At 49.1% G+C, this 26,854-nt stretch carries 23 protein-coding genes and 1 riboswitch; of the genes, 10 read left to right on the top strand and 13 right to left on the bottom strand.

Translation table 11 applies throughout. The annotated features are described in order from the left end of the window. Nucleotides 1–128: 128 nt before the first annotated feature. The 3 genes from L350_RS20230 to L350_RS20240 are packed head-to-tail and all read left to right on the top strand — an operon-like array spanning nucleotide 129 to nucleotide 3,357. Nucleotides 129–1,406 (top strand): nucleoside permease, encoded by a 1,278-nt coding sequence (locus L350_RS20230; protein WP_032623934.1) that lies wholly within the window; start codon nucleotides 129–131, stop codon nucleotides 1,404–1,406. Continuing rightward, nucleotides 1,403–2,407 carry an ADP-ribosylglycohydrolase family protein gene (locus L350_RS20235; protein WP_022648656.1) on the top strand — a complete coding sequence of 335 codons (1,005 nt, stop codon included), beginning with the start codon at nucleotides 1,403–1,405 and terminating at the stop codon, nucleotides 2,405–2,407. The genes L350_RS20230 and L350_RS20235 overlap by 4 nt, the downstream gene beginning before the upstream one ends. Next, nucleotides 2,404–3,357 carry a PfkB family carbohydrate kinase gene (locus tag L350_RS20240; protein ID WP_023306586.1) on the top strand — a complete coding sequence of 318 codons (954 nt, stop codon included), beginning with the start codon at nucleotides 2,404–2,406 and terminating at the stop codon, nucleotides 3,355–3,357. The genes L350_RS20235 and L350_RS20240 overlap by 4 nt, the downstream gene beginning before the upstream one ends. On the opposite strand, the gene L350_RS20245 is transcribed toward L350_RS20240, so the two are convergent. From L350_RS20245 to L350_RS20265, 5 genes are all read right to left on the bottom strand, one after another. Continuing rightward, a complete protein-coding gene (locus tag L350_RS20245; RefSeq protein WP_023306587.1) occupies nucleotides 3,331–4,077 on the bottom strand; it encodes a GntR family transcriptional regulator in 747 nt (248 codons plus the stop codon). The two genes, L350_RS20240 and L350_RS20245, sit on opposite strands and share 27 nt — an antisense overlap. A 41-nt stretch (nucleotides 4,078–4,118) precedes the next feature. Next, nucleotides 4,119–4,919 carry a bifunctional hydroxymethylpyrimidine kinase/phosphomethylpyrimidine kinase gene (thiD, locus tag L350_RS20250; protein ID WP_023300565.1) on the bottom strand — a complete coding sequence of 267 codons (801 nt, stop codon included), beginning with the start codon at nucleotides 4,917–4,919 and terminating at the stop codon, nucleotides 4,119–4,121. Beyond that, nucleotides 4,916–5,686, bottom strand: coding sequence for a hydroxyethylthiazole kinase (gene thiM, locus L350_RS20255; RefSeq protein ID WP_023306588.1), 771 nt, complete (start codon nucleotides 5,684–5,686; stop codon nucleotides 4,916–4,918). The genes thiD and thiM overlap by 4 nt, the downstream gene beginning before the upstream one ends. Before the next feature lie 35 nt (nucleotides 5,687–5,721). Further along, a riboswitch (TPP riboswitch) is annotated at nucleotides 5,722–5,818 on the bottom strand. Between the two features lie 277 nt (nucleotides 5,819–6,095). Next, nucleotides 6,096–7,556: a DEAD/DEAH box helicase family protein gene (locus tag L350_RS24585; protein WP_032623933.1), complete on the bottom strand. Its 1,461-nt coding sequence runs from the start codon at nucleotides 7,554–7,556 to the stop codon at nucleotides 6,096–6,098. A 104-nt stretch (nucleotides 7,557–7,660) separates the two neighbouring features. Continuing rightward, the gene (locus tag L350_RS20265; protein WP_032623932.1) at nucleotides 7,661–7,864 is read right to left on the bottom strand and encodes a hypothetical protein; all 204 of its coding nucleotides are present in this window, start codon (nucleotides 7,862–7,864) and stop codon (nucleotides 7,661–7,663) included. 261 nt (nucleotides 7,865–8,125) lie between these two features. On the opposite strand from L350_RS20265, the gene L350_RS20270 reads away from it, so the two are divergent. Continuing rightward, nucleotides 8,126–8,629, top strand: a complete 504-nt coding sequence (locus L350_RS20270; protein ID WP_032623931.1) for a hypothetical protein — start codon at nucleotides 8,126–8,128, stop codon at nucleotides 8,627–8,629. Between the two features lie 768 nt (nucleotides 8,630–9,397). On the opposite strand, the gene L350_RS20275 is transcribed toward L350_RS20270, so the two are convergent. Beyond that, the gene (locus L350_RS20275; protein WP_032623930.1) at nucleotides 9,398–9,613 is read right to left on the bottom strand and encodes a hypothetical protein; all 216 of its coding nucleotides are present in this window, start codon (nucleotides 9,611–9,613) and stop codon (nucleotides 9,398–9,400) included. A 185-nt stretch (nucleotides 9,614–9,798) separates the two neighbouring features. On the opposite strand from L350_RS20275, the gene L350_RS20280 reads away from it, so the two are divergent. After that, nucleotides 9,799–10,149, top strand: coding sequence for a hypothetical protein (locus L350_RS20280; protein ID WP_032623929.1), 351 nt, complete (start codon nucleotides 9,799–9,801; stop codon nucleotides 10,147–10,149). 16 nt (nucleotides 10,150–10,165) lie between these two features. Here L350_RS20280 and L350_RS20285 read toward each other — a convergent pair whose 3' ends face one another. Further along, complete coding sequence (locus tag L350_RS20285; protein WP_032623928.1) at nucleotides 10,166–10,780, bottom strand: recombinase family protein; 615 nt, start codon at nucleotides 10,778–10,780, stop codon at nucleotides 10,166–10,168. 317 nt (nucleotides 10,781–11,097) lie between these two features. Here L350_RS20285 and L350_RS20290 point away from each other — a divergent pair, with 317 nt between their 5' ends. Both L350_RS20290 and L350_RS20295 read left to right on the top strand, forming a co-directional pair. Further along, nucleotides 11,098–13,278: an AAA family ATPase gene (locus L350_RS20290; RefSeq protein WP_032623927.1), complete on the top strand. Its 2,181-nt coding sequence runs from the start codon at nucleotides 11,098–11,100 to the stop codon at nucleotides 13,276–13,278. Nucleotides 13,279–13,987: 709 nt separating this feature from the next. Beyond that, on the top strand, nucleotides 13,988–15,412 hold the full coding sequence (locus L350_RS20295; RefSeq protein ID WP_032623925.1) for a DNA cytosine methyltransferase: 1,425 nt from the start codon (nucleotides 13,988–13,990) through the stop codon (nucleotides 15,410–15,412). Nucleotides 15,413–15,446: 34 nt separating this feature from the next. On the opposite strand, the gene L350_RS20300 is transcribed toward L350_RS20295, so the two are convergent. The 3 genes from L350_RS20300 to L350_RS20310 all read right to left on the bottom strand — a co-directional run bounded on the left by L350_RS20300 (nucleotide 15,447) and on the right by L350_RS20310 (nucleotide 18,541). After that, nucleotides 15,447–16,655, bottom strand: coding sequence for a type II restriction endonuclease (locus L350_RS20300; protein ID WP_032624811.1), 1,209 nt, complete (start codon nucleotides 16,653–16,655; stop codon nucleotides 15,447–15,449). A gap of 333 nt (nucleotides 16,656–16,988) precedes the next feature. Next, complete coding sequence (locus L350_RS20305; RefSeq protein WP_032623923.1) at nucleotides 16,989–17,714, bottom strand: hypothetical protein; 726 nt, start codon at nucleotides 17,712–17,714, stop codon at nucleotides 16,989–16,991. After that, nucleotides 17,711–18,541, bottom strand: coding sequence for a hypothetical protein (locus L350_RS20310; protein ID WP_032623921.1), 831 nt, complete (start codon nucleotides 18,539–18,541; stop codon nucleotides 17,711–17,713). Before L350_RS20310 ends, L350_RS20305 begins: the two co-directional genes overlap by 4 nt. A 151-nt stretch (nucleotides 18,542–18,692) precedes the next feature. On the opposite strand from L350_RS20310, the gene L350_RS20320 reads away from it, so the two are divergent. The 3 genes from L350_RS20320 to L350_RS20330 all read left to right on the top strand — a co-directional run bounded on the left by L350_RS20320 (nucleotide 18,693) and on the right by L350_RS20330 (nucleotide 22,823). After that, a protein-coding gene (locus tag L350_RS20320) for an IS3-like element ISSen4 family transposase (RefSeq protein ID WP_096147877.1) occupies nucleotides 18,693–19,813 on the top strand; the annotation gives its coding sequence in 2 pieces (ribosomal slippage) (nucleotides 18,693–18,951 and nucleotides 18,951–19,813; 1,122 coding nt in all). Between the two features lie 148 nt (nucleotides 19,814–19,961). After that, a complete protein-coding gene (locus L350_RS20325) occupies nucleotides 19,962–21,338 on the top strand; it encodes a diaminobutyrate--2-oxoglutarate transaminase (protein ID WP_032623920.1) in 1,377 nt (458 codons plus the stop codon). Nucleotides 21,339–21,356: 18 nt separating this feature from the next. Then, entirely contained in the window at nucleotides 21,357–22,823 is a 1,467-nt protein-coding gene (locus L350_RS20330) for a pyridoxal phosphate-dependent decarboxylase family protein (protein WP_032623919.1), read from the top strand. 53 nt (nucleotides 22,824–22,876) lie between these two features. Here L350_RS20330 and L350_RS20335 read toward each other — a convergent pair whose 3' ends face one another. From L350_RS20335 to L350_RS20345, 3 genes are read right to left on the bottom strand one after another with little or no spacing between them, the layout of a single operon-like run. Further along, entirely contained in the window at nucleotides 22,877–25,066 is a 2,190-nt protein-coding gene (locus L350_RS20335) for a polysaccharide biosynthesis tyrosine autokinase (protein ID WP_023306593.1), read from the bottom strand. Next, nucleotides 25,066–25,515, bottom strand: a complete 450-nt coding sequence (locus L350_RS20340; protein ID WP_022648670.1) for an arsenate reductase/protein-tyrosine-phosphatase family protein — start codon at nucleotides 25,513–25,515, stop codon at nucleotides 25,066–25,068. The genes L350_RS20335 and L350_RS20340 overlap by 1 nt, the downstream gene beginning before the upstream one ends. Beyond that, nucleotides 25,515–26,645 (bottom strand): polysaccharide export protein, encoded by a 1,131-nt coding sequence (locus L350_RS20345; RefSeq protein WP_022648671.1) that lies wholly within the window; start codon nucleotides 26,643–26,645, stop codon nucleotides 25,515–25,517. Before L350_RS20345 ends, L350_RS20340 begins: the two co-directional genes overlap by 1 nt. Nucleotides 26,646–26,854: the final 209 nt, after the last annotated feature.

The raw sequence follows: 26,854 nt of genomic DNA, 5'->3' as shown, positions 1-26,854 counted from the left end.
CACAATCTGCTGGCTCGTTTCATGTACAACATTTTTGTTACACTGATCAAACAATCGCCTTAAAGGTATTTAAAAGGTATTATCACATGGTATGTTACATGCGTACCTCTGACATGCAGGATTAAAAAATGAAAACGAAAGTCCAACTGTCATTCATGATGTTTGTTGAATGGTTTATCTGGGGCGCGTGGTTTGTGCCGCTGTGGCTGTGGCTGAGCAAGAGCGGGTTTACCGCTGGGGAAATTGGCTGGTCCTATGCCTGTACCGCTATTGCCGCGATCCTCTCTCCTATCCTGGTCGGCTCGCTGACCGACCGTTTCTTCGCCGCCCAGAAAGTGCTGGCCGTGCTGATGTTCGCTGGCGCGATTCTGATGTATTTCGCAGCACAGCAAACCCAGTTCAGCACCTTCTTCCCGCTGCTGCTGGCCTACTCCCTGACCTATATGCCGACCATCGCGCTGACGAACAGCATCGCTTTTGCGAACGTCGATGACGTGGAGGCTGATTTCCCGCGCATCCGCGTGATGGGCACCATCGGCTGGATTGCATCCGGTCTGGCGTGCGGCTTCCTGCCGCAGATGATGGGCTATAGCGACATCTCTGACACCAATATCCCGCTGCTGATGACCGCTGCCAGCTCCCTTCTGCTCGGCGTCTTCGCACTTTTCCTGCCGAATACCCCGCCGAAGAGCACCGGCAAGCTGGATATCAAAGTGATGCTGGGGCTGGATGCGCTGCTCCTGCTGCGCGATAAAAACTTCCTGGTGTTCTTCTTCTGCTCATTCCTGTTCGCCATGCCGCTGGCTTTCTACTACATCTTTGCCAACGGCTATCTCACCGAAGTGGGGATGAAAAACGCCACCGGCTGGATGACCCTCGGCCAGTTCTCTGAAATCTTCTTCATGCTCGCTCTGCCGTTCTTTACCAAACGCTTTGGTATTAAGAAGGTCTTGCTGCTGGGGCTGATCACCGCCGCCATTCGCTACGGCTTCTTTGTTTACGGCGGCGCCGAACAATACTTCACCTACGCCCTGCTGTTCCTCGGCATTCTGCTGCACGGCGTAAGCTATGACTTCTATTACGTCACCGCGTACATCTACGTGGATAAAAAAGCGCCCGTGCATATGCGCAACGCAGCGCAGGGCTTGATCACGCTGTGCTGTCAGGGCTTTGGTAGCCTGCTGGGTTACCGTCTCGGCGGCGTGATGATGGAAAAAATGTTCGCCTATAAAGAGCCGGTGAATGGGCTGACCTTCAACTGGGCCGGAATGTGGACGTTTGGTGCAATCATGATTGTAGTGATTGCCGTGCTGTTTATGCTGTTTTTCCGCGAATCGGATAAAGAGATCACCGCAATTGAGGTGGTTGATGGCGATACCGCGCTGACACGAGGGGAAGTTAAATGAAACAAGACCGTATTCTCGGTGCTCTTTACGGGCAGGCGTTAGGGGATGCGATGGGGATGCCGTCTGAACTGTGGCCGCGCAAGCGGGTGAAAGCGCACTTCGGCTGGATCGACCGTTTCTTACCCGGCCCGGCTGAGAATAATGCCGCCTGCTACTTTAATCAGGCCGAATTTACGGATGATACGTCGATGGCGCTGTGCCTGGCCGACGCGATTATCGAATGCGACGGGGAAATTAATCCTGACGTTATCGGTAAGCATATTCTGGACTGGGCGCTGGATTTTGACGCGTTCAATAAGAATGTGCTCGGCCCGACCTCCAAAATTGCCCTGAACGCCATCCGTGACGGCAAGCCGGTGAGCGAGCTGGAAAATAACGGCGTCACCAACGGGGCGGCGATGCGCGCCTCCCCGCTGGGATGCCTGCTACCGGCCACGCGTCTGGCACATTTTGTTGAACAGGTTGCGTTAGCCTCCAGCCCGACCCATAAATCGGATCTCGCCATCGCCGGTGCGGTGGTGATCGCGTGGGCGGTTTCACGCGCTATCGACGGCGAGCGCTGGCAGAACATCGCCGATGCCCTGCCGGGTATTGCCCGTGCGGCACAGGAGGCGAACACCACCACCTTCAGCGCATCGCTTTCCGCTCGTATTGAGCTGGCCCTGAAAACCGTGCGCGAAGCCAACGGTACGGAGACCGCCAGCGAGCAGATCTATCAGCTTATTGGCGCGGGCACGAGCACACTGGAGTCCGTTCCGGCGGCGATTGCGATGGTCGAACTCGCGGGCACCGATCCGAACCGCTGCGCGGTGTTATGCGCTAACCTGGGCGGTGATACGGACACTATCGGCGCGATGGCAACGGCCATCTGTGGCGCGCTGCACGGTGTACAGGCCATTGATCCGGCGCTTAAAAGCGAACTTGATGCCGTAAACCAGCTTGATTTCGGACGCTACTGCGAAAAACTGCTGCACTTCCGGGAGCAAAGGGAGGGCGTATGAGTGCTTTTGCCCGCCGTCTCGAAACCCTTCACGCTACGCGCCCCGTAACGGTGCTCGGCGCGGCGGTCATCGACGTGATTGCCGACGCCTACGCCCTGCCCTGGCGCGGGTGTGATATCGAGCTTAAGCAACAGGGAGTGAATATTGGCGGCTGCGCGCTGAATATCGCCATCGCCCTCAAGCGGCTCGGCATTGCAGCGCAAAACGCGCTTCCCGTTGGCCACGGCGTGTGGGCCGATATTATCCGTAATGCCATGGCGAAGCAGGATCTGCACAGCGCCGTGGAAGCGGAAACGGGCGATAACGGCTGGTGCCTGGCGCTGGTGGAGCCTGATGGTGAACGGACCTTCATGTCGTTTAGCGGTGTGGAGAATCAGTGGCAGCAACGCTGGCTGGATGGGTTGAGCGTGCCGGAGAAAAGCCTGATCTATTTGTCCGGCTACCAGCTGGCGTCGCCCAGCGGCGAGCTGCTGACGGCCTGGGTGGAACGTCTTCAGGATGTGACGCTCTTTATCGATTTCGGTCCGCGCATCGCGGATATTCCCGACCCGCTGATGGCGCGGATTATGGCCCGTAAACCGGTTGTCTCGCTCAATCGGCAGGAGGCGGAACTTGCCGCCGAATGGCTTGGCGTGAACGTGGAACAGCTCGGCACTCAGTGGCAGCAACGGTTTGGCGCTGCGCTAATCGTACGCCATGATAAAGACGGAGCGGTCTGGTACGACGGTGACGCTTCCGGACACGTTCCGGCGTTTCCTGCTACCGTGGTCGATACCATCGGCGCCGGTGACAGCCATGCGGGAGGTACCCTTGCCGGGCTGGCTGCGGGATGGTCACTGCCAGAGTCGGTGCAGCTTGGCAATGCCGTGGCCGCCTGGGTAGTCAGCCATCGCGGTGGAGACTGCGCCCCCACGCGCGAGGCCCTACTCCTCGCACACAAAGACGTATAGGTCGCTGCGGCAGTAGCTGATGCTGTACTCAATTGGCCGCTGCTGTTGATCGAGCGCGACTTGCTTGATCACCAGCACCGGTATCTTATCGTCCATCTTGATATGTGCCTGAAACTCGCTGTCCGGCATCCGGGCGCTGACGCGGGAACGGGTGCGCTTCGGAAAGATATTCTGGCTGCGGAAGTAATCATAAAGCGAGACGCCAATGTCGTCCGGGTTGGGAATTAATCCTACCGGTACCCAGGACTCCTCTATCGATACCGCATCGTCATCCACGTAACGGATGCGCTTAAGCAAAAACACATCGCTTTCCGGCGCAAGGGAAAGATGGCGGGCGATCTCTTCCGGGCACTTCACGATGCGTTTATTGACCCACAGGGTGTTGGGCGTTTTGCCACGTAGCACCACCTGCTGAGAAAAGCCGCGCGCCTCTTTCAGCGAATATTCAAAGATATTGTTGATTTGCGTCCCGTATCCACGCGCGCGGGTGACGACGCCAGCCTCTTCCAGCGCCTGCATGGCTTTACGCACCGTAATACGCGACACTCCGGCCAGTTGGCTCAGATCGCGCTCGCCGGGCAAAATATTACCGTGCGCGAGCACACCGCTGCGCACCGCGTTCTTAACCGTTTCGGCAAATTTCAGATACAGCGGCGTGTTGTCCGGTGCGGCAATTCGTTCCTTGAGTTGAGCAATTAACCGGGTATGCGCTTGTTCCATCTCTGTTTTTCTCTGGCATGAGTTTCATGCCAGTATACGGCTTACCACCATGCATGAAAATGGTGAACCGGACCAATACCGTGACCCACTTCCAGAGAATCGGCTTTTGCCAGCGCGCCCGAGAGCCAGACCTTTGCCTCCTGCACCGTATCCGCCCATGTGGCGTGACGAGGACGCAGCGCCGCCAGCGCCGCCGAGAGCGTACAGCCCGTGCCGTGGGTGTTTTTGGTCTGGACGCGTGGCGCGGTGAAACGTTGCGTGCCATCGTGGGTGAAAAGCCAGTCCGGGCTTTCTGCATCATCAAGATGGCCGCCTTTCATCAGCACCGCGCGACACCCCATCGCCAGCAGCGCATTCCCCTGCTCTTTCATCTCACGTTCGTTTTGCGCGTGTGGCGCATCCAGCAGCGCGGCGGCTTCAGGCAGGTTTGGCGTGATCAGCGCAACCTGCGGCAGCAGCTTTTTACGCAGGGTGTCGACAGCCGAGGCGGAGAGCAGCGGATCGCCGCTTTTGGCCAGCATCACGGTATCAAGCACCACATTTTTTATCTGGTAGTGTTTGAGACGTTCAGCGACCGCTTCAACAATGTCCGCCTCTGCCAGCATGCCGATCTTGGTGGTGTCGATACGTACGTCGCTGAATACCGAATCCAGCTGCGCGGCGACAAAATCCGGGTCAATGCGATACACCGACTGTACGCCGCGCGTGTTTTGCGCAACCAGCGCGGTGATAACCGAGCACCCGTATGCGCCGAGCGCAGAGAAGGTTTTCAGGTCTGCCTGGATCCCCGCTCCGCCGCTTGGATCGGTTCCCGCAATAGTCAGGGCATTAATACGTGTCATACCTGTTCCTCCAGCGCGTAAAGCGCGTCCAGAAACGCGGAGACAAAGCTGCCGGGCCCCCGGCTTTGAGTCAGGGCAACTGACCCTGCGCGCTTCATAAAGCCGCAGGCTGCCGCCGCGTTATCAAGCCTGTCGCCAGGCAGCGAGCAGCAGGCGGCGACGACCGCCGAGAGCGCACAGCCAGTTCCTACCACGCGGGTCATCAGCGGGTCGCCCCCCGCGACCGTACGGGTTCGCTGGCCGTCGGTGATGTGGTCCACTTCCCCTGTGACGACTACAACGGCGTGGGTCTGGCGGGCAAGCGCCTGTGCAGCGGTCAACGCGCTCGCTGCCGTATCGGTGGAATCGACCCCACGTCCGCCCGCACTCATTCCGGCAAGGGCGAGGATTTCGGAGGCGTTGCCACGAATGGCCGCAGGTTTAAGGGATAATATTTGCTGGCAAAAACGGGTGCGGAACGCCAGCGCGCCAACCGCGACGGGGTCCAGAACCCAGGGTGTGCCCGCGGCTACCGCGCTCTCAATAGCCCGACGCATCGACTGGGCGCGCGGCGCGGTGAGCGTGCCAACGTTGACGAGCAGGGCATCGGCAAGCGCGGCAAACTGTTCCGCTTCCTCGGCTTCGATCACCATTGCCGGGGAAGCACCGAGCGCGAGCAGAACGTTGGCGGTGAAGGTCTGCACGACATCGTTGGTCATACAGTGCGTGAGCGGGGAACGGGTTCGGAATTGATGTAAAACGTGTGAGTCGAGCAGGTCAGGCTGCATGGTTTCGCTCCTGCCGTGCGGAAAGAAGCGATGACCGGGTAGGCATCTGACTTCCCTACGCTGGCATTATCCAGATCAGGTGGTACGGGTATTTCTCAGCCCATCAGTGATGGGGCACCCCGAGTCATGAAGATTGAATCTCTATACTTTTTGCCAGATTAGGGGAAGTTGCTTGCTGTTGCAAGCCCGCCCTTCCGGTTATCGTTTCTTCACGCTGTACCCCACCTTGTACCCCTTTATGTACCCCACCCCAGAAACGAAAAAAGGAGCCGTTAAGCTCCTTCTTGATATAGCCCAAGACCTCATGGATTCCGCGATTCAGTTTTGCGTTCTGTTTTTCTACGTCGTTCAAAGGTGCGGATTACATCCCAGATAAACAGGAACAGCAGATACCAGCAAAGTGCGATGATCATACGCGAGTATCCTGGTTCCAGTAGGTTGCTACCGTCCTCAGAGACACCGCCATTTCTTCCGCAGCCTTTTTCTGAGTTAGTCCTTGCGCCTTGTATTCCAGAACCTTCAAACGCGTTTCATGCTGCTTTCCAGCTTTCTTGATTCCAAGGCATTCGATGGTTGAGCCAGGGAAGTAATGGGTTTTGAGGTATTCCGCTGCCGCAATGTCGGGAACGACAAACACCAGAGGGTGATCGGTATCAGCGTTGCGAATAGATGTTCGGCTAAGAAACTGGTAGCACCGCTCAAAATACATAGCCTGACGCTTCTTCTCCATCACGATTTCAAAATCCCAACCGATACGTTCGCAATAGTCTGCCCATCGCTTACGGTCTTTATCGCCCAGATTTGCACATCCGAGGAACACGGCACAATGAATGCTCTGATAGCTGTTCATCCCGTAGCTGGACATTGAAACGTCAACACCACCCATGCGATCACCAAGCTCAGTGAGTCCGATGGTCTGGAAGTCGCAGATGGTTTTGTCCTTGTTAGTGGCGAAGATAAAATCCTTTCCAACAATCTGCTTTATCTCGTTCAGATGATTGTTAAAGACATTAGCCAGCTCTGACTGCCCCGCTCTTTTGATATCTTCTGAGAGGACAACCACGATCTTGATAGGCACATTTTTATGTTTGCGTCTGTCGGGATCAGGCTGAAGGTGTTCACCCGCTTCCTGAACAGCGATCTGTGCGACGTTCTCAGCCATCCATACAAACCCACTGCGATCTACACCAGCGCCAAGCACAGTGAAGTTCTTCGCCCACGTTGCGGCCTTCAGTATCGGATTAAAAGTGTACGCAAAAAAGCTGTATGAAGAATCACACTCGGTATGCATCACGCCACCACCGTCGAGGGCCACGTATAGCACTTTCTTAAGATTGTCACTGTTAGCGTGCTTCTCATGGTAATACTTGTACAGATTGTCGTAGTGCTCTTCGCGCAGGTACAGCAGCCCGTTTCGCTCTTCCAGCCATTCCAAGAATGGGAAGTTTTCTGCTGTCCTGTCAGCATGGCGGATCGTCGCTTCTGCTCCAAACCAACCATCAGGTATCTCATCTACCACCACATTGTGTTCTGCCAGTAGAGAGCGCATCTCAGGATTGAACGTAGCGAGGTGGCAGTAGTTGGTGAAACATTCGTGGGTGGTTATCACCACATTTGTCTGGAAGTTATCAGCCAGGGTGCTTTTCAGGTTGAGAGTCGCCCCTTCAACGAAAATGTGATGGTTTGGGATTCTCAAACGATTTAGATCTTGCTTGAACTGATCGGCTAAAGCGTGGGTTGGTACTACGATTAAGAATTTTTCTGGGACAGCTTCGCTCTTGAAGCTCAGGATGTACTCTTTCAGACGGTGGCTCTTTCCTGAGCCGCAAATCGCATTAACAAAGTTTACTACTGGTTTCTTTTCGGTCATTCGGTTCCTCTCGGTTTAGGACTGCTGTTATTAATTCACTCACCAGCGCGGCGGCTGACTTGTCTTCACGGTTGGCACGTTCAACAAGCGCCTTGTGGGTTTCATCAGTGAATCGGATGTTCATTCGGTTGTTCCTCGTTACGTAAAATCTCCTGAAGCTGCTCAATGCGGTAGCTGATCAAGGCCACCCTGAACATCTTGCGTCGTTCGTCGGAGAGATTTTTGTTGTGGGAGTATTGTTGGCAAATCTTGGGAAGGAGCTTTCCGCTACGCAGAGCTTCGAGCACATCAGTTTTCGTTTGGTACATGTACCTCCTTAATTATTACGGTTGTTGACTATCTACTATCTATCATACATCAAATCGGTTGTAAAGTCAACTACTTTATAATCATTTTCAGCAACTTAATATAAATAGCACAATTTGAGATTGCATTTAACAAGAATAAATGTCAGTTTTGCCAACCTTGATTTCACCGCTTATTTTTAAAAAGGTAAAGCGGGTAAAAAATGAACGTTAACAACTCAACCATGAGGATTTATTGACCACAAAACATACAGGAGGATCGATATGACAGATAACCAGGGACTTTCCCCAACCGAAGTTGAAGCACTCTTCACAGAGACATTTACCACCCACTCCAGCCCTATTCCAACGCAAGTAACGAACACCATCGAACAAAGGTTTGATAGTCTCGTACCGTATTTCACCGAAGTAACGCATCCACAGAAACGCAGCAGACACCCCAAGGTGCTGACTTTCACCACCGATCATAAACTGATGTGGGCATACCTCAGAAGCCAACAGAGCGAGATAACCGGATGTGTGATGTTCGACCTGAGTTGTGCGGCCCGTGATCTCGGTATGTCACAGAAGACGGTAATGAGCGTCATCGATCAAATAGAAAAAGCTGGTTGGATTATCTGTCGGAGCATTGGCACTCCCGGTGCTGGAACCTACCAGGTCACGATTCAGGACATTGAAACTATCGTTTCAGTTTGTAGCTCCATTAGTTACGCCCAGCCAACTACCCTAACGATGGATGCGTTAAGAGGTACTCACCTACTCCACTAAGCAGATAAAGCAGCGGAAACCGAGACAAAGTTAGCAATGAGATTTCCGGCTTAGTATGCAAGTAAGCCGATTTTATGGCTGCGCCATTAGCATAAGCAACCTGATACAGAAGGTGCAGAAAAGTCTAAAGTCTCTTTAGAGTTATTTGCATCTTCGGTAAAAGTACAGGCTTACAATGTAACACGGTAGTGTGGAATGGTTGCATAAACTCATGCGTACAAGGGCATCCTGCACAATGGATGTATGGACGAGGTGTACGAGTACATAAAATGGGATCAATAACTGTTTATTATTTAAGCAGTAGTTAATGGTTTCTTAGGTGTTAATGTTCATAATGTGAGCAACGCGAGCATAGCAGATTACCTTTACAGGAGAATCACGCCTTAACAATCACTTCTGGTGCAAAGGTGCTCTCCTGTAATTGATATCTTTCATGTTCCGCATTACATGCTACTCATGCAGCATACTTTTCATGTTCGCAGTGCTCATCATGAAACAACCCTCCACAGAGCTGGAAAAGACCGCCTGATTTTCAACCGACAATTAACCGATAAATGATGATTATCAATAGGTTTAATCTATGTTAATTCTACCTTTATTTACCTGCCAACAACCCTCTTAAAGCACGTTAACCCATTCTTGTCGATTCTCATGACACCTGATGCCATACGGGTTTCAGTGAAATTACTGGCAATAAATTTTGATACATTCGTTAAGCAACTCATTATCAATTGAAAATTTGAAATAAGAGTTTTTTCAAATCTTCCTTCACTCTGAATCCGCAGCATCCGCAGTATCAAATGTCTTCGCATACGGGCACTTGCCCTTTGTTACGTAGGTGAACAGATAAATGCTGTTCTGGTATGTGCAGAGCGTCTTTCCACTCTCCGTCGTTTCCTGCTGGGGATCGGTCATTGTGATCTGCCCTGCTGCCGCCAACGGTGAAAACAGTAGTCCCAATGTCACCAATATTGCTTTCTTCATAAGCCTCACTCCAGTTGCTTGTTATCGTCGAATAGCTTAGCGCTCATTATTTACACAATAGCATTGTGTCATTCAAATCGATCGATTTTACTGATCGATAATATCTATTTTATTAATTAAAGTGGTAAGATAAAGTAATGCGCTAGCAGCGCCTTGTCAGCAAATCCAACAAGAAAAGGAAGACCATGAAAAAATTGATTCTCGCGGCGCTGCTCGTACTCCCCTTCGCCTCAAGTGCAACCACATTCACCTGTAAGGCCATTCAGGAAGGGCAGATCGATTCTGGTAGCCAAAAATCTTCTGTCGAGACTCGCCTTGATGTGCAGGACAAAAGCATGAAGGTGAGCATGGGTGGTAAAACCTGGCGGCTCGGCTTCATAGGGGAGAAAAGTATTGCGAAGATGTATGCCACTCCAGACGGTGGAATAGCGGTCACTTATATTGACAACGGTAGTGATCCTGTTTTCGTTATGCGCCCAACTAACAACGACGGGCAGACCGCTATCTATACGCTTAGCTTGTGTTCTGAGGCTTAAAATCAGGCGTGAGCAATCACGCCATTTCCTTCTTGATGCGGTAAAAAGTGGCGCGTGATACTCCAGCCAGTTCCATTACTTTAGCGGGTTTGTGTCCTGCACTGAGTAAGGATTTAACAACCTCCCGCGCCCTTTCATCCTTAGCCTTACCGACATACACACCAGCCTCTTTTGCTTTCTCGATACCTTGTTTTTGACGTGCACGTCGAGTCTCATAATCCTGACGGGCCATAGTAGCCAGCATATCGATCAACATGTTATTTACTGCTGCCATAATGCCATCCACCACGGGTGATGAATTATCCCCTTTAAGCATGTCCCATGAGGTGGGCAAATCCACTACCACCAGTTTCAGTCCCTTATCCTGAATTGTACGCTTCAAACTTTCCCACTGGACAGCCTCCAGACGACTCAGGCGGTCGATAGACTCCACCAGCAACAAATCCCCAGTGTTAGCCTCGTCAAGCAACAGCGATAGCTGAGGACGTTCAAGGGAAGCACCAGAAGCATTCTCGACATATTCCTTCCTGATAGCCCATCCACGTTCCCCTGCAAACTCACGCAACGCCGGGACAGCACGTGTGGAATCTTGTTCTCTGGTAGAGGCTCGTGCATAAATTAGGACGTTCATCATTTGTCTCTTTGAGGTTTCATTTCTATACTCAAAGTATACAGTACGGATGAAACGTTATCAATTCTCTACTATCGACACCCTAATGATACTAAATATCACGTTGTCAGTGAGGTATACCCTATTAATACAAATCAATTAATCTTCACATTCTCCCCAATATTTGATGGAAAGCCTTAGTCCACAGGAAGTATGCTTTGTAGCGGGTAACCTCTCGTGGAAGGTAACAGCCATGTTTCCTCCTAACCTTGAGGTTAATCTCATCAATCTTCTTTAGGGTTCAAAACATAATTTTTGTTACAATGTAGGGACAACAAATGACAAAATTATTTATTAAGTCTGTTAGAAGCTATCATCCTGATATTGATACTGAATTTGATTTTAGTTCTAAAGTAACTTTGATTTATGGACTAAATGGGAGCGGTAAATCTACGATATCTGGATACTTCTTCAATCCAAAAAATCCAGAGTATGAAAAGTGCAGGTTGGCACCAGAGGAGGATGTCCAGTTTCTTGTTTTTAATCAGGATTATATCGATGAAAATTTTCATAATAGTCAAACTCAACCTGGTGTATTCACTCTCAATAATGAAAATGCTGAGATAACAAAAAAAATTGAAGAAAATAAGCAAACGCTAATTAAGAATAATAAGAAGATAGTTCTAAAACAAACTGAGATTCAAGAAAAAATAGGATCAAAAGAATCTGTTCTCTCTAAAATAATTGATGAGATCTGGAACAGAACGGCAAATATTAGGAAATCGGAAATTAGCGGCCTCGTAAATTGGATGTCAAGAAAACAAAAGTTCTTCGAGGCTATTGATCTACATGAAAAAGTTAAAAGCAATGAATTCACTGAACTGGAGGAACGATATAACTATTTGGAAAGATTTAAAGAGGTAAAGTATACTCCCGTTCCAAAGTTGATTTTACCAATATTATCTGATGAAGAACATCAAATATTAAAATCTCCACTGTTGAGTTCTGGTAATAGCCATCTGTCTAAATTCATTGAGAGGCTCTCTAACTCTGATTGGGTGAGAAATGGTGTACGGTATCTTTCAGAAGATCAATGTCCATTTTGCCAGCAACATTTAGATAGTGAACAGTTAAAAGAAGAGTTAGATAGCATATTTAATGAAACTTATAAAGAAAGTTTGTCGCAAATCGAGGCTCTAAAAGAACGATACTCAGTTTGGAAAAGCAATATAGATAATTACTTAGTGAATTTCGAAGGTCTTGCCGCAATAACAGATGAGAGCCTTTTGGCTAAGAATATAAGTGACATTAGAAATCATTATGATTCTAATGAGAGGCTTATTGTAAAGAAACTTTCGTCGCCATCAAAATCAGTGGATTTGATTAGCGATATTGATGTTGTTGATAACCTTAACAAGCAAGTTAATCATATAAATGAACAAATAGCAGCCCATAACAAAAAGATTGATAATTATGATGATGAACGCAGCATTCTGACGCAAGACCTTCTTTCCCATTTAAAGTTTATTAACGAAGCGTCTCTCAATCGTTATCATGAGCAAGAAAAAGAACTGGATGATTTAATTGACAGGCTTAATGATGAAGTTAAAACCATTAACAGTCAAAACGCAAAATTGCAAGAGGAAAACAGGTTAAAAGCAAGTGAAGTTGTTAATATTGAAGAAACTATTAATAAGATAAATGATAGTCTTGTATCTCTTGGTATTACAGGGTTTACCTTGATCAAGCATCAGGATGAATCGGAAACATATAAATTACACCGGGAAGGTCAAAGCAATGCTAATAGTGTTTTCAAATCATTAAGTGAGGGTGAGAAAACAATAATCTCATTTTTATATTTCATAGAGCAATGCAAAGGCCTCAAGAATAAAAATGATATTATCAAAGATAAATTTATCGTCATTGATGATCCAATATCAAGCCTTTCTCATAATTACATATATGAAATATCTTCAATGATTTTCAATGATTTAATATTAAAAGAGATAGCTAAGAAATTTATTATATTAACACATAGTCTCTTTTTCTTTCAAGAGTTAGTCATAACAGCCAGTTCTGAGAAAAAAATAATAAAAGACTGGGCTTTTTATCGGATAATTAAAGGGGCGCATAGTCAATGCCTCAAGCTCAAGAAAGATGAGCTTCTCAATGAATATCAATCATTGTGGCAAACTCTAAAAGATGCAAAAAATGGCATAGTCAATCCTGTAATTTTACCGAATGTGATGAGAAATATTCTTGAATATTATTTCAGCTTTTCATGTAAAAAGGATCGACTAAAAGAGGTACTAAGGACTCTCGCAGATTCCCATGCAGAACCACGATACAACTCATTTTATCGATTTATAAATAGACATTCACACTCTGATGGTAAAAATATTCAAACGATCGGAGCGATCGACGCTCATGTTTATTTGGAAATGTTTGAAAGAATATTTAAAGATACCGGCGATGATGCACATTTTAATGCGATGATGAGTGATGAGGCGATAGCATAAAATTAATTTATGGATGGTCGAAAAGCTAAATTTCGGCCTTCGTATATCTTAGGTTACCACCGACGGGTGTATCACTTAGCGATTCGGTAACGAGCGTTTGTGCTTGCACACATCTTCCCAGCGACCGAAACGAAAGCGTTTGTATTTGCATACATTAACGACTTTCGGGCCCATGATGGCTCTCCTTTTCTATCCAGTGAGACACTGGTTAGTCCTTGTACCCTGTGTACAAGCACGTAACAGGTAAGGTGAAGAGGCACCCGGGGTGGTAACACTACTGATTATAATGACTAAAAAAGTCATTTCAATCATTTTGAAGGATCTCTTAAGGTTAGAACCTATCGCCGTCTTAACATGCCAATATAGCCTAACCTTTTAATATTTATACCTAAATTCGATTGTCATTGGAAAAATCCTGCATAATCACCTGCTGATATTTGGTGGGGATACCAGTGCGTTAGGAGGGGCTTTTTTGAACGGCGCTTAACCCCTTAAGCATTGGCGTGGTAAAACACTTAACTTATTTCAGTATTGGTCATTAGCAAGTTGTTCTGAAAGGCTTTCTTTGTCTTTTGAGCAGCATCCCTTATAACAGACTTTAAGGATTAGCCGAAATTATGTTAAATACTGTTTAAAAACCCAGTAATAAAATTTCCATCTGGGTTAAATGAGTGATAGAGTGTCACTCATAAGACCCTTTGGAGGCGTTATGTCTGAATTTGAATTACTGGCGCAGGATCTGCTTGAGAAAGTTGAAGTAGAAGAAAAACAGCGACAGGAAAATGATAGAAAACTTATTGAGCAAGTACTGGAAATCTATGATCAGAAGTTTGTGGCAGAGCTCTTAAGAAAAGTTGGTAAAAACGACTGGAGCCGGGAAACGCTTAACCGTTGGATCAATGATAAATGCTCCCCCAGGTCACTGATTTCAGCCGAGGAGGCACTTCTTCGAAAAATGCTTCCGGAACCACCAGTAAATCATCCAGAGTATGCATTTCGTTTCGTTGATCTGTTTGCCGGGATTGGCGGTATTCGTAAGGGATTCGAAGCGATCGGGGGCCAGTGCGTCTTTACAAGCGAATGGAATAAACAAGCGGTTCGTACATATAAAGCTAACTGGTTTAATGACGAGCGAGCACATACATTTAATCTCGATATCCGAGAAGTCACTCTCAGTGACAAGCCTGAGGTATCAGAGACAGATGCTTATGCCTATATCGACGAACATGTTCCTGATCATGACGTGCTTTTGGCTGGCTTCCCTTGCCAGCCGTTTAGCCTTGCAGGAGTGAGTAAGAAAAATTCGCTGGGTCGCGCGCATGGGTTCGAGTGTGAAGCTCAAGGAACACTTTTCTTTGATGTGGCACGTATTATCCGGGCAAAAAAACCAGCCATTTTTGTGCTTGAGAACGTCAAAAACCTGAAAAGCCATGACAAAGGTAAAACTTTTAAAGTCATCATGGAGACGCTTGACGAGTTGGGCTATGAAGTTGCCGATGCGAAGGACATGGGGAAAAGTGATCCTAAGGTCATCGATGGCAAGCATTTTCTTCCTCAGCATCGTGAACGTATCGTTCTGGTGGGGTTCCGGCGCGACCTGAATATTCACAATGGCTTCACTCTCCGTGACGTCAGTCGATTTTATCCCGAACGACGTCCATCGTTTGGTGAGCTACTGGAGCCGGTGGTTGACAGCAAATATATCTTGACGCCTAAACTCTGGGAGTACCTTTATAACTATGCTAAAAAGCATGCCGCTAAGGGTAACGGCTTTGGTTTTGGCCTCGTTAACCCGGAAGATAAAGAAAGCGTGGCTCGCACACTTTCTGCCCGTTATCATAAAGACGGATCCGAAATTCTAATAGACCGTGGGTGGGATATGGCTGCTGGGGAAGTAGATTTTTCGAATGTTGAAAACCAAGCTCGCCGCCCACGGAGACTGACTCCCCGCGAGTGCGCACGCCTCATGGGCTTTGAAAAGCCAGACGGCAAGCCTTTTCGAATTCCGGTTTCTGACACGCAGTCATATCGTCAGTTCGGTAACTCCGTTGTGGTTCCTGTCTTTGAAGCCGTAGCCAGACTACTGGAGCCCTACATCCTCAAGGCTGTTTCTGCCAAGACTTATAAAGCATAATGGATACTCCCGGTCTTCACATGCCGGGAGCTTTTTATGGCAGTTCTGCGTAAAGCCCTGCAAGTTCAGCGATAAAAGCCCCCAGCGTCATTAGTTCGCCTCTCACCGCTTCCGGATATTTCCTGTGTAATGATGATGGTACAACCAGCTTGACTCCTGCATCTCGCATTTCACTATGCTGAGCCTGAGAAACTCCCTCCTGTAGAGTGAAAAGGTGTATCTGCCTGATTTTATCCGCCTCGTTTAGTATCTGACGCCAACGGTCTTTGCATGTTGTCTTCACAGCTAACATACGGAGATTTTCTTCGGGATATCCGATATCGTGGTAAGCCTCAGCAGATGGGAATAGAAAGTCAGGTTTTTTATTGCCCTCAGTTACTGCCTGCGTGGCGAAGTGTCGTAGACCATGCTCAACGAAAAGGTGTTCAAGATGTAGCTCAAGTGACTTTCCCGCTCTTGATTTTCGGCGATTACTGACGGAATTAGCCAGTGCAATGAACTCATCGACAGAGCCGAACCCCTTACGAATGATGTCCAGTACGTGGAGCTCTTCTACGAGAAGAAAAATGTCGTACTCTATACGGCGTCTATCAATCAACTGTTCGTCTGGGTCATTGGAGTTTTTTGCGTAGTGCCTTCCAGCATACTGGATAATTTCACTTCCTGATGGGAACTGCTGCTTCCAAGCGTCAGGTATATTGTATTTATGATTCACTGGGGCATGTTGTAGAGACAATCCCCCCAGAATTTCACTGGATGGCCCAAATATAAGCGTCCCAGGGATGACTTCCCCTATAACGGACTCAATAATATTCTCTTCATCAGGATTGACGCAGACCCATATGTTCACCTCTGAACTATCACCGCCTTGCTCATCCTGCTTAAACGCCAGAAGCGTAAGGGCTCCTGTATTTTCAGGATCTTGGAGTGGGCTTCCTCTTCCCCAGCGAGTAATTCTTCTCTCATTCCGGGTCCCGCCAAAAAAACGATTATTGTAATAGATAGCCCGAGCCTCGCTGTCCGGATACTCATGTGATGAAACATGCGCAGTAAGAAAAACAGACGGGTTCAGTTCTTGGGTATTGTTGATGGAAGGAAGTAGTTTTTCAGCGATGTCGGAAGAAATATATAGTCCTACCTGATGTCCACCTGTTGCGCCAGTATCATTGGCAGACAATCGTTTGATATAGAGAAAGTAATTGTCACCAGCTATCCTGAGCAGCCATTCCTGAAAAACCGACATAAGCATCCCTCTGTTGTCTGAAAGTTCGAAGCTCAATTTTTCCACAGAAACGGAAGGGGAGCCAGCAAACTTTCCTTGATTAATTAAGTGAATAAGTGCAGGTGTGTCTATCAAGGGTCTGAATGCATATGAACCCCCAGGGTGGATGCATCCCCAGCTCTTGGCATTTGATCCCGACGTATCGCGCACTTCAAATGGGATACAGAATGAGATACATTGTGGGCTGCAACCCGAATTCCACCGCTTCTGGTGCTTGATTACATGGGATACAAAGCTGACTTATCGGTCAGCTCCAACTATTAAACTAAATTCCACTCAGCGACTTTTTGATCGTCAATTACCGATATGCAGTTTTCGCTTTTTAACTTCATCTATATAATCTCCCCACCCAATCATAGACAGCTTTGCAATAAAAGCTGAGTTGGACTTTATATAGTTAAAGGATGATATCCCATCGTAATAATAAACACATAAAAGAACAAGTCTCATCAAACTATAGTCAGTCAGATTAACGAGCCATTCATAATATTTATCAGCATCCTTTTTTTCTATTTCCTCATTATGAGATTCATTGATCATTTTTACCAAAATGTAAAAGCCACGAACAAGAGGAAATATTGAATCTTTGAATTTATCATCATTTAAATATGAATGATCATCTGTATCGAAAAAAACACCTTCAACGTAAATGGTTAACTCTTTTACATTTGCATCAACACCGCTTGGAAGTTTACATTTAAAATCATTGGCAAAATCTCTTTGATAAGAAATCATACCATAGAATCGGTCATCAAATATTTTATTTTTCTCACGTCGCTCTAATCGTTCATATTGCTTTTGTTGATACAATGAAGTTATTATTAGTATTACGACCGTGATAAAACCGAGTATTGGGTTTATTAACCCTCCAGCAAAGTCACCAAACTGCCCCCAAACCTCGGGACTTTTTGAAATATGAAAACCAAGCTCTAACTTGAACCAATAATAATAAGAAAAAAACACTCCAAGTAAAGCTATAAGAGCTAACAAAAAAACCGCAATCCATAAAGCCTTATTCATGGCTTTACCACAGTATCAATAAGATATTTAACAACATCGCCAGATGTGTTTCTTCTTGCTTTTGCAGTAATTCTTAATCTAACGATATCTTCATCTTCGATTGCATTATTATTATGCAAATTCTCTGACATCATTCTTTTAATAGATGACTTTACTTTACTATAAGACCCTGAAAAACTGAACGGTATGGTTGTAGCAAAGCCATCGGCAAGTAATCTGCCATTGCCAGTGAATAAATTAAATCTTGTGATAATGGCATTAATTTCTTCAGGTTGCTGATCTGTTGTTAAATTAAAAAGATTGCTTGAAGTTGCTTCATTTATCTCCAATAGTTTAAAGGTTCTTAATTGAGTCTTTCTTTTCAAAATGACAGGGTATTTACTTGAGCGCGATACTTTATGCATATCTTTAACTCGCTCATGTATTCTGTCAATAATTTTGCTTTCGATTTTTTCAAGTTTAGATAGTAATCGCTCAGCTTTTTTAGTCAAAGCTGGGGGCTCAACATACATAGTTTCACATATGAAATATGTGATTAACTCAGACAATACAGAGTTTCCTATTTGCGCTAATTTGGCAGATTTTACTGGATCCGACACAACAAGTTTGAAGTCTTGTATATATGAACCAAGACAAGCGCTCATGAGTTTAGCTCTAACATTGGCAGAGTAGTTCATTTGAGATGGCACTTCGTTAGACAAGATGCAATCTGCTGTTATGGCGATAGCTCCTGAAAATCCAGACATAGTTTCAAGGCCATATTCCATATCAACTAAAGTTTTTCCTGAGTCAATCTTTAACTCAAAATCTACATCTGAGGCAGACATAACAGCTCCAAAGGTACGAAAGCGGACAAAAAATGATTTTTAGAATCATAACCCTGGGATAAGGCAAATTCCAGTATTTGTGACCTGCTCCCCGTTGATTAGTACACCCCGATGTTAGTAATGTCTTCATAAGCCACATGAGGACATCCCCATGAAGAAGCGTTTTTCCGATGAACAGATCATCAGTATTCTCCGCGAAGCCGAAGCTGGGGTACCCGCCCGTGAACTCTGCCGCAAGCATGCCATTTCCGATGCCACGTTTTACATCTGGCGTAAGAAGTATGGCGGTATGGAGGTGCCTGAAGTTAAGCGCCTGAAGTCGCTTGAGGAAGAGAACGCCAGACTCAAGAAGCTGCTTGCCGAAGCCATGCTGGATAAAGAGGCGCTTCAGGTGGCTCTTGGGCGAAAGTACTGACGACAGACCAGAAGCGGGAAGCCGTGATGTTGATGTGTGATGCGACCGGTCTGTCGCAACGTCGTGCCTGCAGGCTTACAGGTTTATCCCTGTCGACCTGCCGCTATGAGGCTCACCGTCCGGCTGCTGATGCGCATTTATCAGGGCGCATCACTGAGCTGGCACTGGAGCGCAGGCGTTTTGGCTACCGTCGTATTTGGCAGTTGCTGCGCCGTGAAGGGCTTCATGTTAATCATAAGCGCGTGTACCGGCTTTATCACCTCAGTGGCCTGGGCGTAAAACGCAGAAGACGTCGTAAAGGGCTGGCAACAGAACGTCTGCCGCTGCTCCGTCCGGCGGCGCCCAATCTGACCTGGTCGATGGATTTCGTCATGGACGCACTTTCCACCGGTCGCAGGATCAAGTGTCTTACCTGCGTCGATGATTTCACAAAGGAATGCCTGACGGTCACTGTTGCCTTTGGGATTTCAGGCGTTCAGGTCACGCGTATTCTGGACAGCATTGCACTGTTTCGAGGCTATCCGGCGACGATAAGAACTGACCAGGGGCCGGAGTTCACTTGCCGTGCACTGGATCAATGGGCCTTTGAGCATGGTGTTGAGTTGCGCTTAATCCAGCCGGGCAAGCCAACGCAGAACGGATTTATTGAGAGCTTTAACGGACGATTTCGCGATGAATGTTTGAATGAGCACTGGTTCAGCGATATCGTTCATGCCAGGAAAATTATTAATGACTGGCGGCAGGATTATAACGAATGCCGCCCGCACTCCACGCTGAATTATCAGACACCGTCTGAATTTGCAGCGGGCTGGAGAAAGGGTCATTCTGAGAATGAAGATTCCGACGTTACTAACTGAGTGTTGTATCTAATCGTGGGGGCAGGTCATAACCATTGAGCCCGGTGACAAAAGGCTCTATATTGGCGGCGTTTTTTTCAGGCCCCATCTGTTTTTTAACTTTTTATTCAATCGTTGCTCATAACGAAGCGGCGGTTGTAGGAGTGATATGATGACGGATAAAGTCCGTATTGACACCGTAGATGCCCACAAAAGCAACGAAACCTATCTGGCCCGTCAGGCCGAGTTTGAATCTAACGTCAGGAGTTATCCGCGCAAACTGCCTTTAGCGATCACGAAAGCAGAAGGCGTGTGGATCACCGATGCAGATAATAAAGAATACCTTGACTGTTTAGCAGGCGCAGGCACCCTCGCGCTTGGCCACAATCATCCTGATGTGCTGAAAAGCATCCAAAATGTCATTACCAGCGGCTTGCCGTTACATACCCTGGATCTGACTACGCCGTTGAAAGACGCGTTTTCAGAATACCTCCTCTCTCTGTTGCCTGGTCAGGGCAAAGAGTACTGTCTGCAATTCACTGGCCCGTCCGGGGCTGACGCCGTTGAAGCGGCGCTGAAGCTGGCGAAAAAAGTAACCGGTCGCAGCGGTATCATCAGTTTCTCTGGTGGTTACCACGGTATGACCCACGGTGCACTGTCCGTCACCGGTAACCTGTCTCCGAAAGAAGCGGTTGACGGTATGATGCCAGAAGTCCAGTTCATGCCTTACCCACACGAGTACCGCTGCCCACTGGGTATCGGTGGTGAAGCGGGCGTGAAGGCGCTGACCTACTACTTCGATAACCTGATCAACGACGTTGAAAGCGGCGTGCGTAAACCTGCCGCGGTGATCCTGGAAGCTGTTCAGGGCGAAGGCGGCGTGAACCCGGCTCCGGCTGAGTGGTTGCAGCGCATCCGTAAAGTGACTCAGGAACACGGCATTCTGCTGATCCTCGACGAAGTTCAGGCTGGCTTTGCCCGTACCGGTAAATTCTTTGCCTTCGAACACGCAGGCATTGAGCCTGACATCATCGTGATGTCCAAAGCAGTTGGCGGCGGTCTGCCACTGGCTGTGCTCGGTATCAAGAAGCAGTTCGATGCGTGGGCGCCTGGTCACCACACCGGTACCTTCCGCGGCAACCAGCTGGCGATGGCAACCGGTCTGACGACGCTGAAGATCCTGAAAGACCAGAATATCGCGGGCAAAGTGGCCGCACAGGGCGAATGGCTGAAAGGCCAGCTGAAAGAGATGGCGAAACGCTATCCGGTTATCGGCCACGTTCGCGGTCTGGGCATGATGATCGGTATTGAAATCGTTAAGCCACATGAAGCCGCCGACCACATGGGTTGCTTCCCGGGCGATGGCGAGCTGTCTGCACTGATCCAGAAGAAGTGCTTCGAAGCAGGCCTAATTCTGGAGCGTGGCGGCCGTAACGGTATCGTTCTGCGTCTGCTGCCGTCACTGCTGATCAGCGATGACGAGCTGAAAGTCTTCCTGGATAAATTCGAGCAGGCACTGCTTGCTGCGGGCGTTCGCCCGGCGTAACCGGAGTTGTTGATTACGATGTCTGATTCAAACCCAATTTTGTTCTCCTCTGCCCAGAGCATTGAAGCTTACCAGCAGGCGATTGAACAAAGCACTCAGGCTGTGATGCATTGGCTGAAACAGCCTGAGATGTACCAGGGCAAAACGGTCGCGGAGCTGCGCGACCGTATTAAGCTGGATTTCAACCCGAAAGGGCTGGGCAACGAAGCGGCGATTGAACGCGCCGTGGAGTTCTTCCTGAAAGACAGTTTGTCCGTTCATCACCCGCAGTGCGTGGCGCACCTGCACTGCCCAAGCCTGGTTGTAAGCCAGGCGGCGGAAGTGCTGATTAACGCCACCAACCAGAGTATGGACTCCTGGGATCAAAGCCCGTCCGCAACCATTATTGAGATCAAGCTGATCGAATGGCTGCGTACCCGCGTGGGTTATCAGGCTGGCGACGCAGGCGTCTTCACCAGCGGCGGCACCCAGAGTAACCTGATGGGCCTGATGCTGGCGCGTGATGCGTTCTTCGCGCGTCAAGGCCACTCGGTACAGCAGGACGGTCTGGTGGGCGATCTGCGCAAAATTCGCGTGCTGTGCTCTGAAAACGCCCACTTCTCCGTGCAGAAAAACATGGCGCTGATGGGTCTGGGCTACCAGTCCGTGGTGCAGGTGAAAACTGATGAATTCTCCCGCATGGATCTCACCGATCTGGCGGCGAAAATCGAACAGTGCAACGCGAACGGCGAACAGATCCTGGCGATTGTGGCCACGGCCGGCACAACGGATGCGGGTGCTATCGATCCGCTGCGTGCTATTGCTGAGCTGGCTGCGAAACAGAATATCTGGGTACACGTTGATGCGGCCTGGGGCGGCGCGCTGCTGATGTCTGAGCAGTATCGTCACTATCTGGACGGCATTGAACTTGTGGACTCCGTAACGCTGGACTTCCACAAGCAGTTCTTCCAGACCATCAGCTGCGGTGCGTTTCTGCTGAAAGAAGCGCGTCATTATGAGCTGATGCGCTATCAGGCAGCTTATCTGAACTCCGAGTTCGATGAAGAAGCGGGTGTGCCTAACCTGGTTTCCAAATCTCTGCAAACCACCCGTCGTTTCGACGCGCTGAAACTGTGGATGAGCCTGGAAGCGCTGGGTCAGGAGCAATATGCCGCAATTATCGATCACGGCGTGACGCTGGCACAGCAGGTTGCGGCTTACGTAAAAGAGCAGTCTGCTCTGGAACTGGTTATGCAACCCCAGCTGGCAAGCGTGCTGTTCCGCTTCCGTCCGCAGACCCAGATGGCTGACGCCGGTATCGCCCTGCTGAACCAGAAAATTGGCGATGCGCTGCTGGAATCCGGCCGCGCAAACGTCGGGGTGACCGAGCATAACGGCGTCACCTGCCTGAAGCTGACCCTGCTGAACCCAACCGTGACGCTGGAGGACGTTAAAGTCCTGCTGTCTCTGGTTGAGCGTACCGCGCAGGAAGTGATGGCGAAGTAATGCTTTTCCCTCTCCCATCCGGGAGAGGGTTTATTATCCCCGTCCTGACGCCCCTATCCTTTTTTCCTCGAAGCATAACCGTAGTCATACTGGCTGTACCCCGAGCTGTAAAACAGCGCTGCGGATTTAACAATATCGTTGAGGATTGTGCCGCTGACCTTCACGCCAACGTGCTGTAGACGTTTAACGGTATTCTCCATCTCTTTCACGCTGGTTTTATCGTAACGGGCAACCATTAGCGTTGTTCCGGCTGCTCTGGCAACCAGCGCAGCATCATTGACGGCAAGAACTGGGGGTGTATCGATGATGACAATGTCATAGTGCTCGTTAACCCAGGACATGATGTCAATGAACCGTTCGCTTAACAGCATTTCTAACGGACGCAGGGGTTCCGGGCCGCAGGTGATGACGTCAATTCCCCCTTTTTCAGCATGCTGAATGACCTCCCCAAAGTCGCGCTTCCCTTCCAGCAGGCAGGATAATCCGTGGCGGTTCTCCAGGCCAAAAATATTATGCACATAACCCTGGCGCATATCCGCATCAATAAACAGCGCCCGCTGACCGCTCTGCCCGGCAATGGCCGCCAGGTTCGTCGCCACCAGTGTTTTTCCGCAGTCCTGCGTGGGGCCAGAAATCATCACAATGCGATTTTCAGCCTCCATCATGGTGAAATGCAGACTGGTTCGCAGCCCGCGTACCGCTTCAACAAACATATCAGCAGGGCGATCGACTGGCAGGAAAGGCACATCCGAGGTTTTGTGTGTCCAGCGACGAGAAAACGGATTTTTTCTGCGCAAATGCGTTTTACTCCACAGCCACTGTGAACGTGGTAACGTCGCCAGAACCGGCATCCCCTGCGCTTCCAGCTGTTCGGAAAGCGTGATCCCACGTTTGAACGCCTGACGTACCAGTACGGTCCCCATTGAAAGGATGAGCCCGAACAGCGCGCCAAGCACAATGATTAGCGCTTTTCGCGGTTTTATCGGATCCGGGAGTGTAACCGCCTCATCAATGATCCTCACGTTCCCGACAGCGCTGGAGCGGGAAATATTCAGCTCCTGCTGACGCGTCAAAAGCTGTAAATAAATCGTGCGGCCCGACTCAACATCGCGGCTCAGGCGTAAAATCTCCTGCTGCGTGGAGGGCATCGAGGACACACGGTTATTAAGACGATCCCGTTCCCGCACAAGGGTTTGTCTTTTTTCATGCAATGCACGGTAGGTAGGGTGACTCTTTTTAAAGAGCTGGGAAATTTCTGCCTCCCGGAACGTCAGCTCATTTAGCTGATTCTCAACGTTCACAACCTGATCCAGGACGGATTTTGCCTCTAAAGACAGATCCACAGAGTCGCGCTGCGCCCGGTAGGCATTCAGCCGCGCTTCAGCCTGATCCAGGTCCGCTCTGATTTTCGGTAACTGCTCCTGTAAAAAATCCAGACTACGCGAATCCTGAGCCTCCTGGCGCGCGATATTTTGCTGAAGATAATTTTCAGCTATCGCATTCAGCACCCGGGCGATTTTGTCAGGATCTTCACCCGTCAGGGTTAAGGTCACAATACTGCTCTGTTTCTCCGATTCCACGACCGTCAGACGCTTCTTCAGTGCATTGATCGTCTCCAGGCGCGTCAACGACTTAAGCGAAAACTGTGTGCCTGGCGTCGCCTCAATCGAGGTCACCCGCAGCACGATCCCTTGCGTAACCAGCGTTTTACCCACCTGGCCGTCTGCCTCAATGTTTTCGCCCGTCAGGTGATACCTTCCCGCTTCCTGTACGGTCAGCGTGAGTTCTTGCGCTTTGCCCTCCACCTGCGGGATCTGGAGTTCGCCTAACGTTATGTTGCCCTGCCCACGCCCTTGCAGACGCTGCCAGAGACGCCCCACCACAGGCAAAACGCGCTGCTTTGCCTGATACGTCAGATCTAATTTGTCGACGGTCTCGCCGAGGATCATGCGAGATTTCAACAGTAAAATTTCAGGGGCAACATCCGGCGAAATATCGGTGCCCAGCTGGCTCAAGCCTTTGAGCAGGCCGTTATCCTGTTTGCTTTCTATTTGCACCATAGCATCCGCTTGATAAACAGGTGGCGTAACCCAGGCATAGAGGCCCGCGCATAAAGTGAAAAGGAAAGTCACGCACAATATCATCGTGCGGTGGTCGATCATTTCGCCGAGCAAACGAACGAGATCGATTTCATTTTGTTCGGGTGCCCCTGCACCATAATTGTCTGTTGTGTAAGACGACATTAATGCTTTATTCCTTTCTGTCCTAAACGACGTGCCCATTCCTGGCTGGCTTTACCCAATAGCCCGAACACATATTCAAACGCTTCACGGCTTTTACGATAGGGGTCTGGGATATCCTGCGGCTCCAGCCACTGCCCAAAAAGCAGCGACTTCCCCCTGTTTTCCGGTGCCATGGCTGCAATGAAGCGAAGATGTTCCGGCTCCATAACCAGGATGAGATCGGATCCCTGCATCAGCCTGCGTGTCAGCCTGCGCGCCACATGACCGTCGAGGGAGATCCCATGCCGCCAGGCCACGTCCTGGGCGCACTCATCCGCCGGATACCCCTCAAGGCCGAGTATTCCCGCCGAGGTGATGTGTCTGTCGGGCAAGTGCTGGCGCAAAAGCCGTTCTCCAATCGGAGAACGGCAGACATTTCCGGTACATACCACGAGTATTGATTCGAACATTATTGCGGCCACGATCTGATATAACGAACCGTTTCGGTGAGGTCATGCACCCCGCTGATTGTCGGAACAAGCTGTGTTATTACGCGATTCCAGCGGGAGAGTGGAGCAGTGGTGACATAGACAATGTCGTAAGGCTCAAGCTGAAACTCGGTGCCCAGCACCATGGCCGAAGCGTCTTTTGCATTCAGTTGATAGATATTCGCAATTTTCCCGGACTCGCGTACCGAGCGGATAACAAAAATACCCGTCGCATCAGCCATATTCTGGTCCAGGCCACCGGCATTGCCGAGCGCTTCAGCCAACGTCATGCCGCTGCGATCCATCTTCAGCGTGCTCTGTTTAACAACTTCGCCCATCACGAATACTTTCAGCGCATCGTTGCGGGGAATAAACAAGATGTCGCCAGGGTTGAGCAACTTATTCTGGGTTAAATCGCCATGCTGCATCAGGGCATACAGGGAAATTCGGGAATCCTGACCGTTGTGAGTCAGCACCACGTTCCGCCAGTCCGCATCAGCAGTAAGCCCACCTGCGGCATTAACGGCATCCATAACCGTCAACGGAATGTTGGTGATGGCCTGCTGGCCAGATTTCGCCACTTCTCCCGTAACGTAGGCTTTTTGCGAACGGAAAGCGGCAACGCTGACGTCGACCTGAGGGCTTTCAATGACGTTATCCAGCCGCGCGGTGATCTCCTCGCGAACTCTGGAAACCGTTTTTCCCGCCACGTGCAGTTTACCTACGTAAGGATAAAAGAGCGTGCCATCGGCATTGACCCAGTTTCCCGTATCGCTTGCGCTGCGATACTGTCCCGCGGGCGTAGTCAGCTCCGGGTGATCCCAGACGGTGACCGTCAGGATGTCACCGATTCCAATACGGTATTCCCAGTTTTTGACCTGCTCATCAAGATTAGGATTTGCCTGAGATTTAGCTGCTGCGGGACGTAGTTTCTCAATTAATCCGGGCGTAAGTGGATAAATTTCGATTTGTTTATCTAAACTATTATTGAGATCAGCCGGCGCAATTATTTTTTTGCCTGCGGAACTTAACGTTTGGCCGGGAGAAATTACGCACCCCGCCAACTGACTTATTGCTAAGAATATTACAGATAATGCTGTTGTGTTTTTCATTTATATATACTTATCATCCCTGCTCGTAGCGAACGCCCGACGGGGCGCAGCCCTGCGCTAACCCACGCTTGAAATAAGTTTCTTTTCAAGGGAATACTAAAACGTAATCTAAAAGTGAAGACACGAATTGCCCGATCTGTAACGGGCAATTAATTAAAATATAATCTTCCTGAAAATCTTAAAGCCTGTGGCAAAAAAAAGCACGATCT

The organism is Enterobacter sp. MGH 4 (genome assembly GCF_000534735.1).
GTDB lineage: Bacteria > Pseudomonadota > Gammaproteobacteria > Enterobacterales > Enterobacteriaceae > Enterobacter > Enterobacter intestinihominis.
Note: the sequence above shows the minus strand (reverse complement) of the source record. Positions and strands in the feature narration are given on the sequence as shown.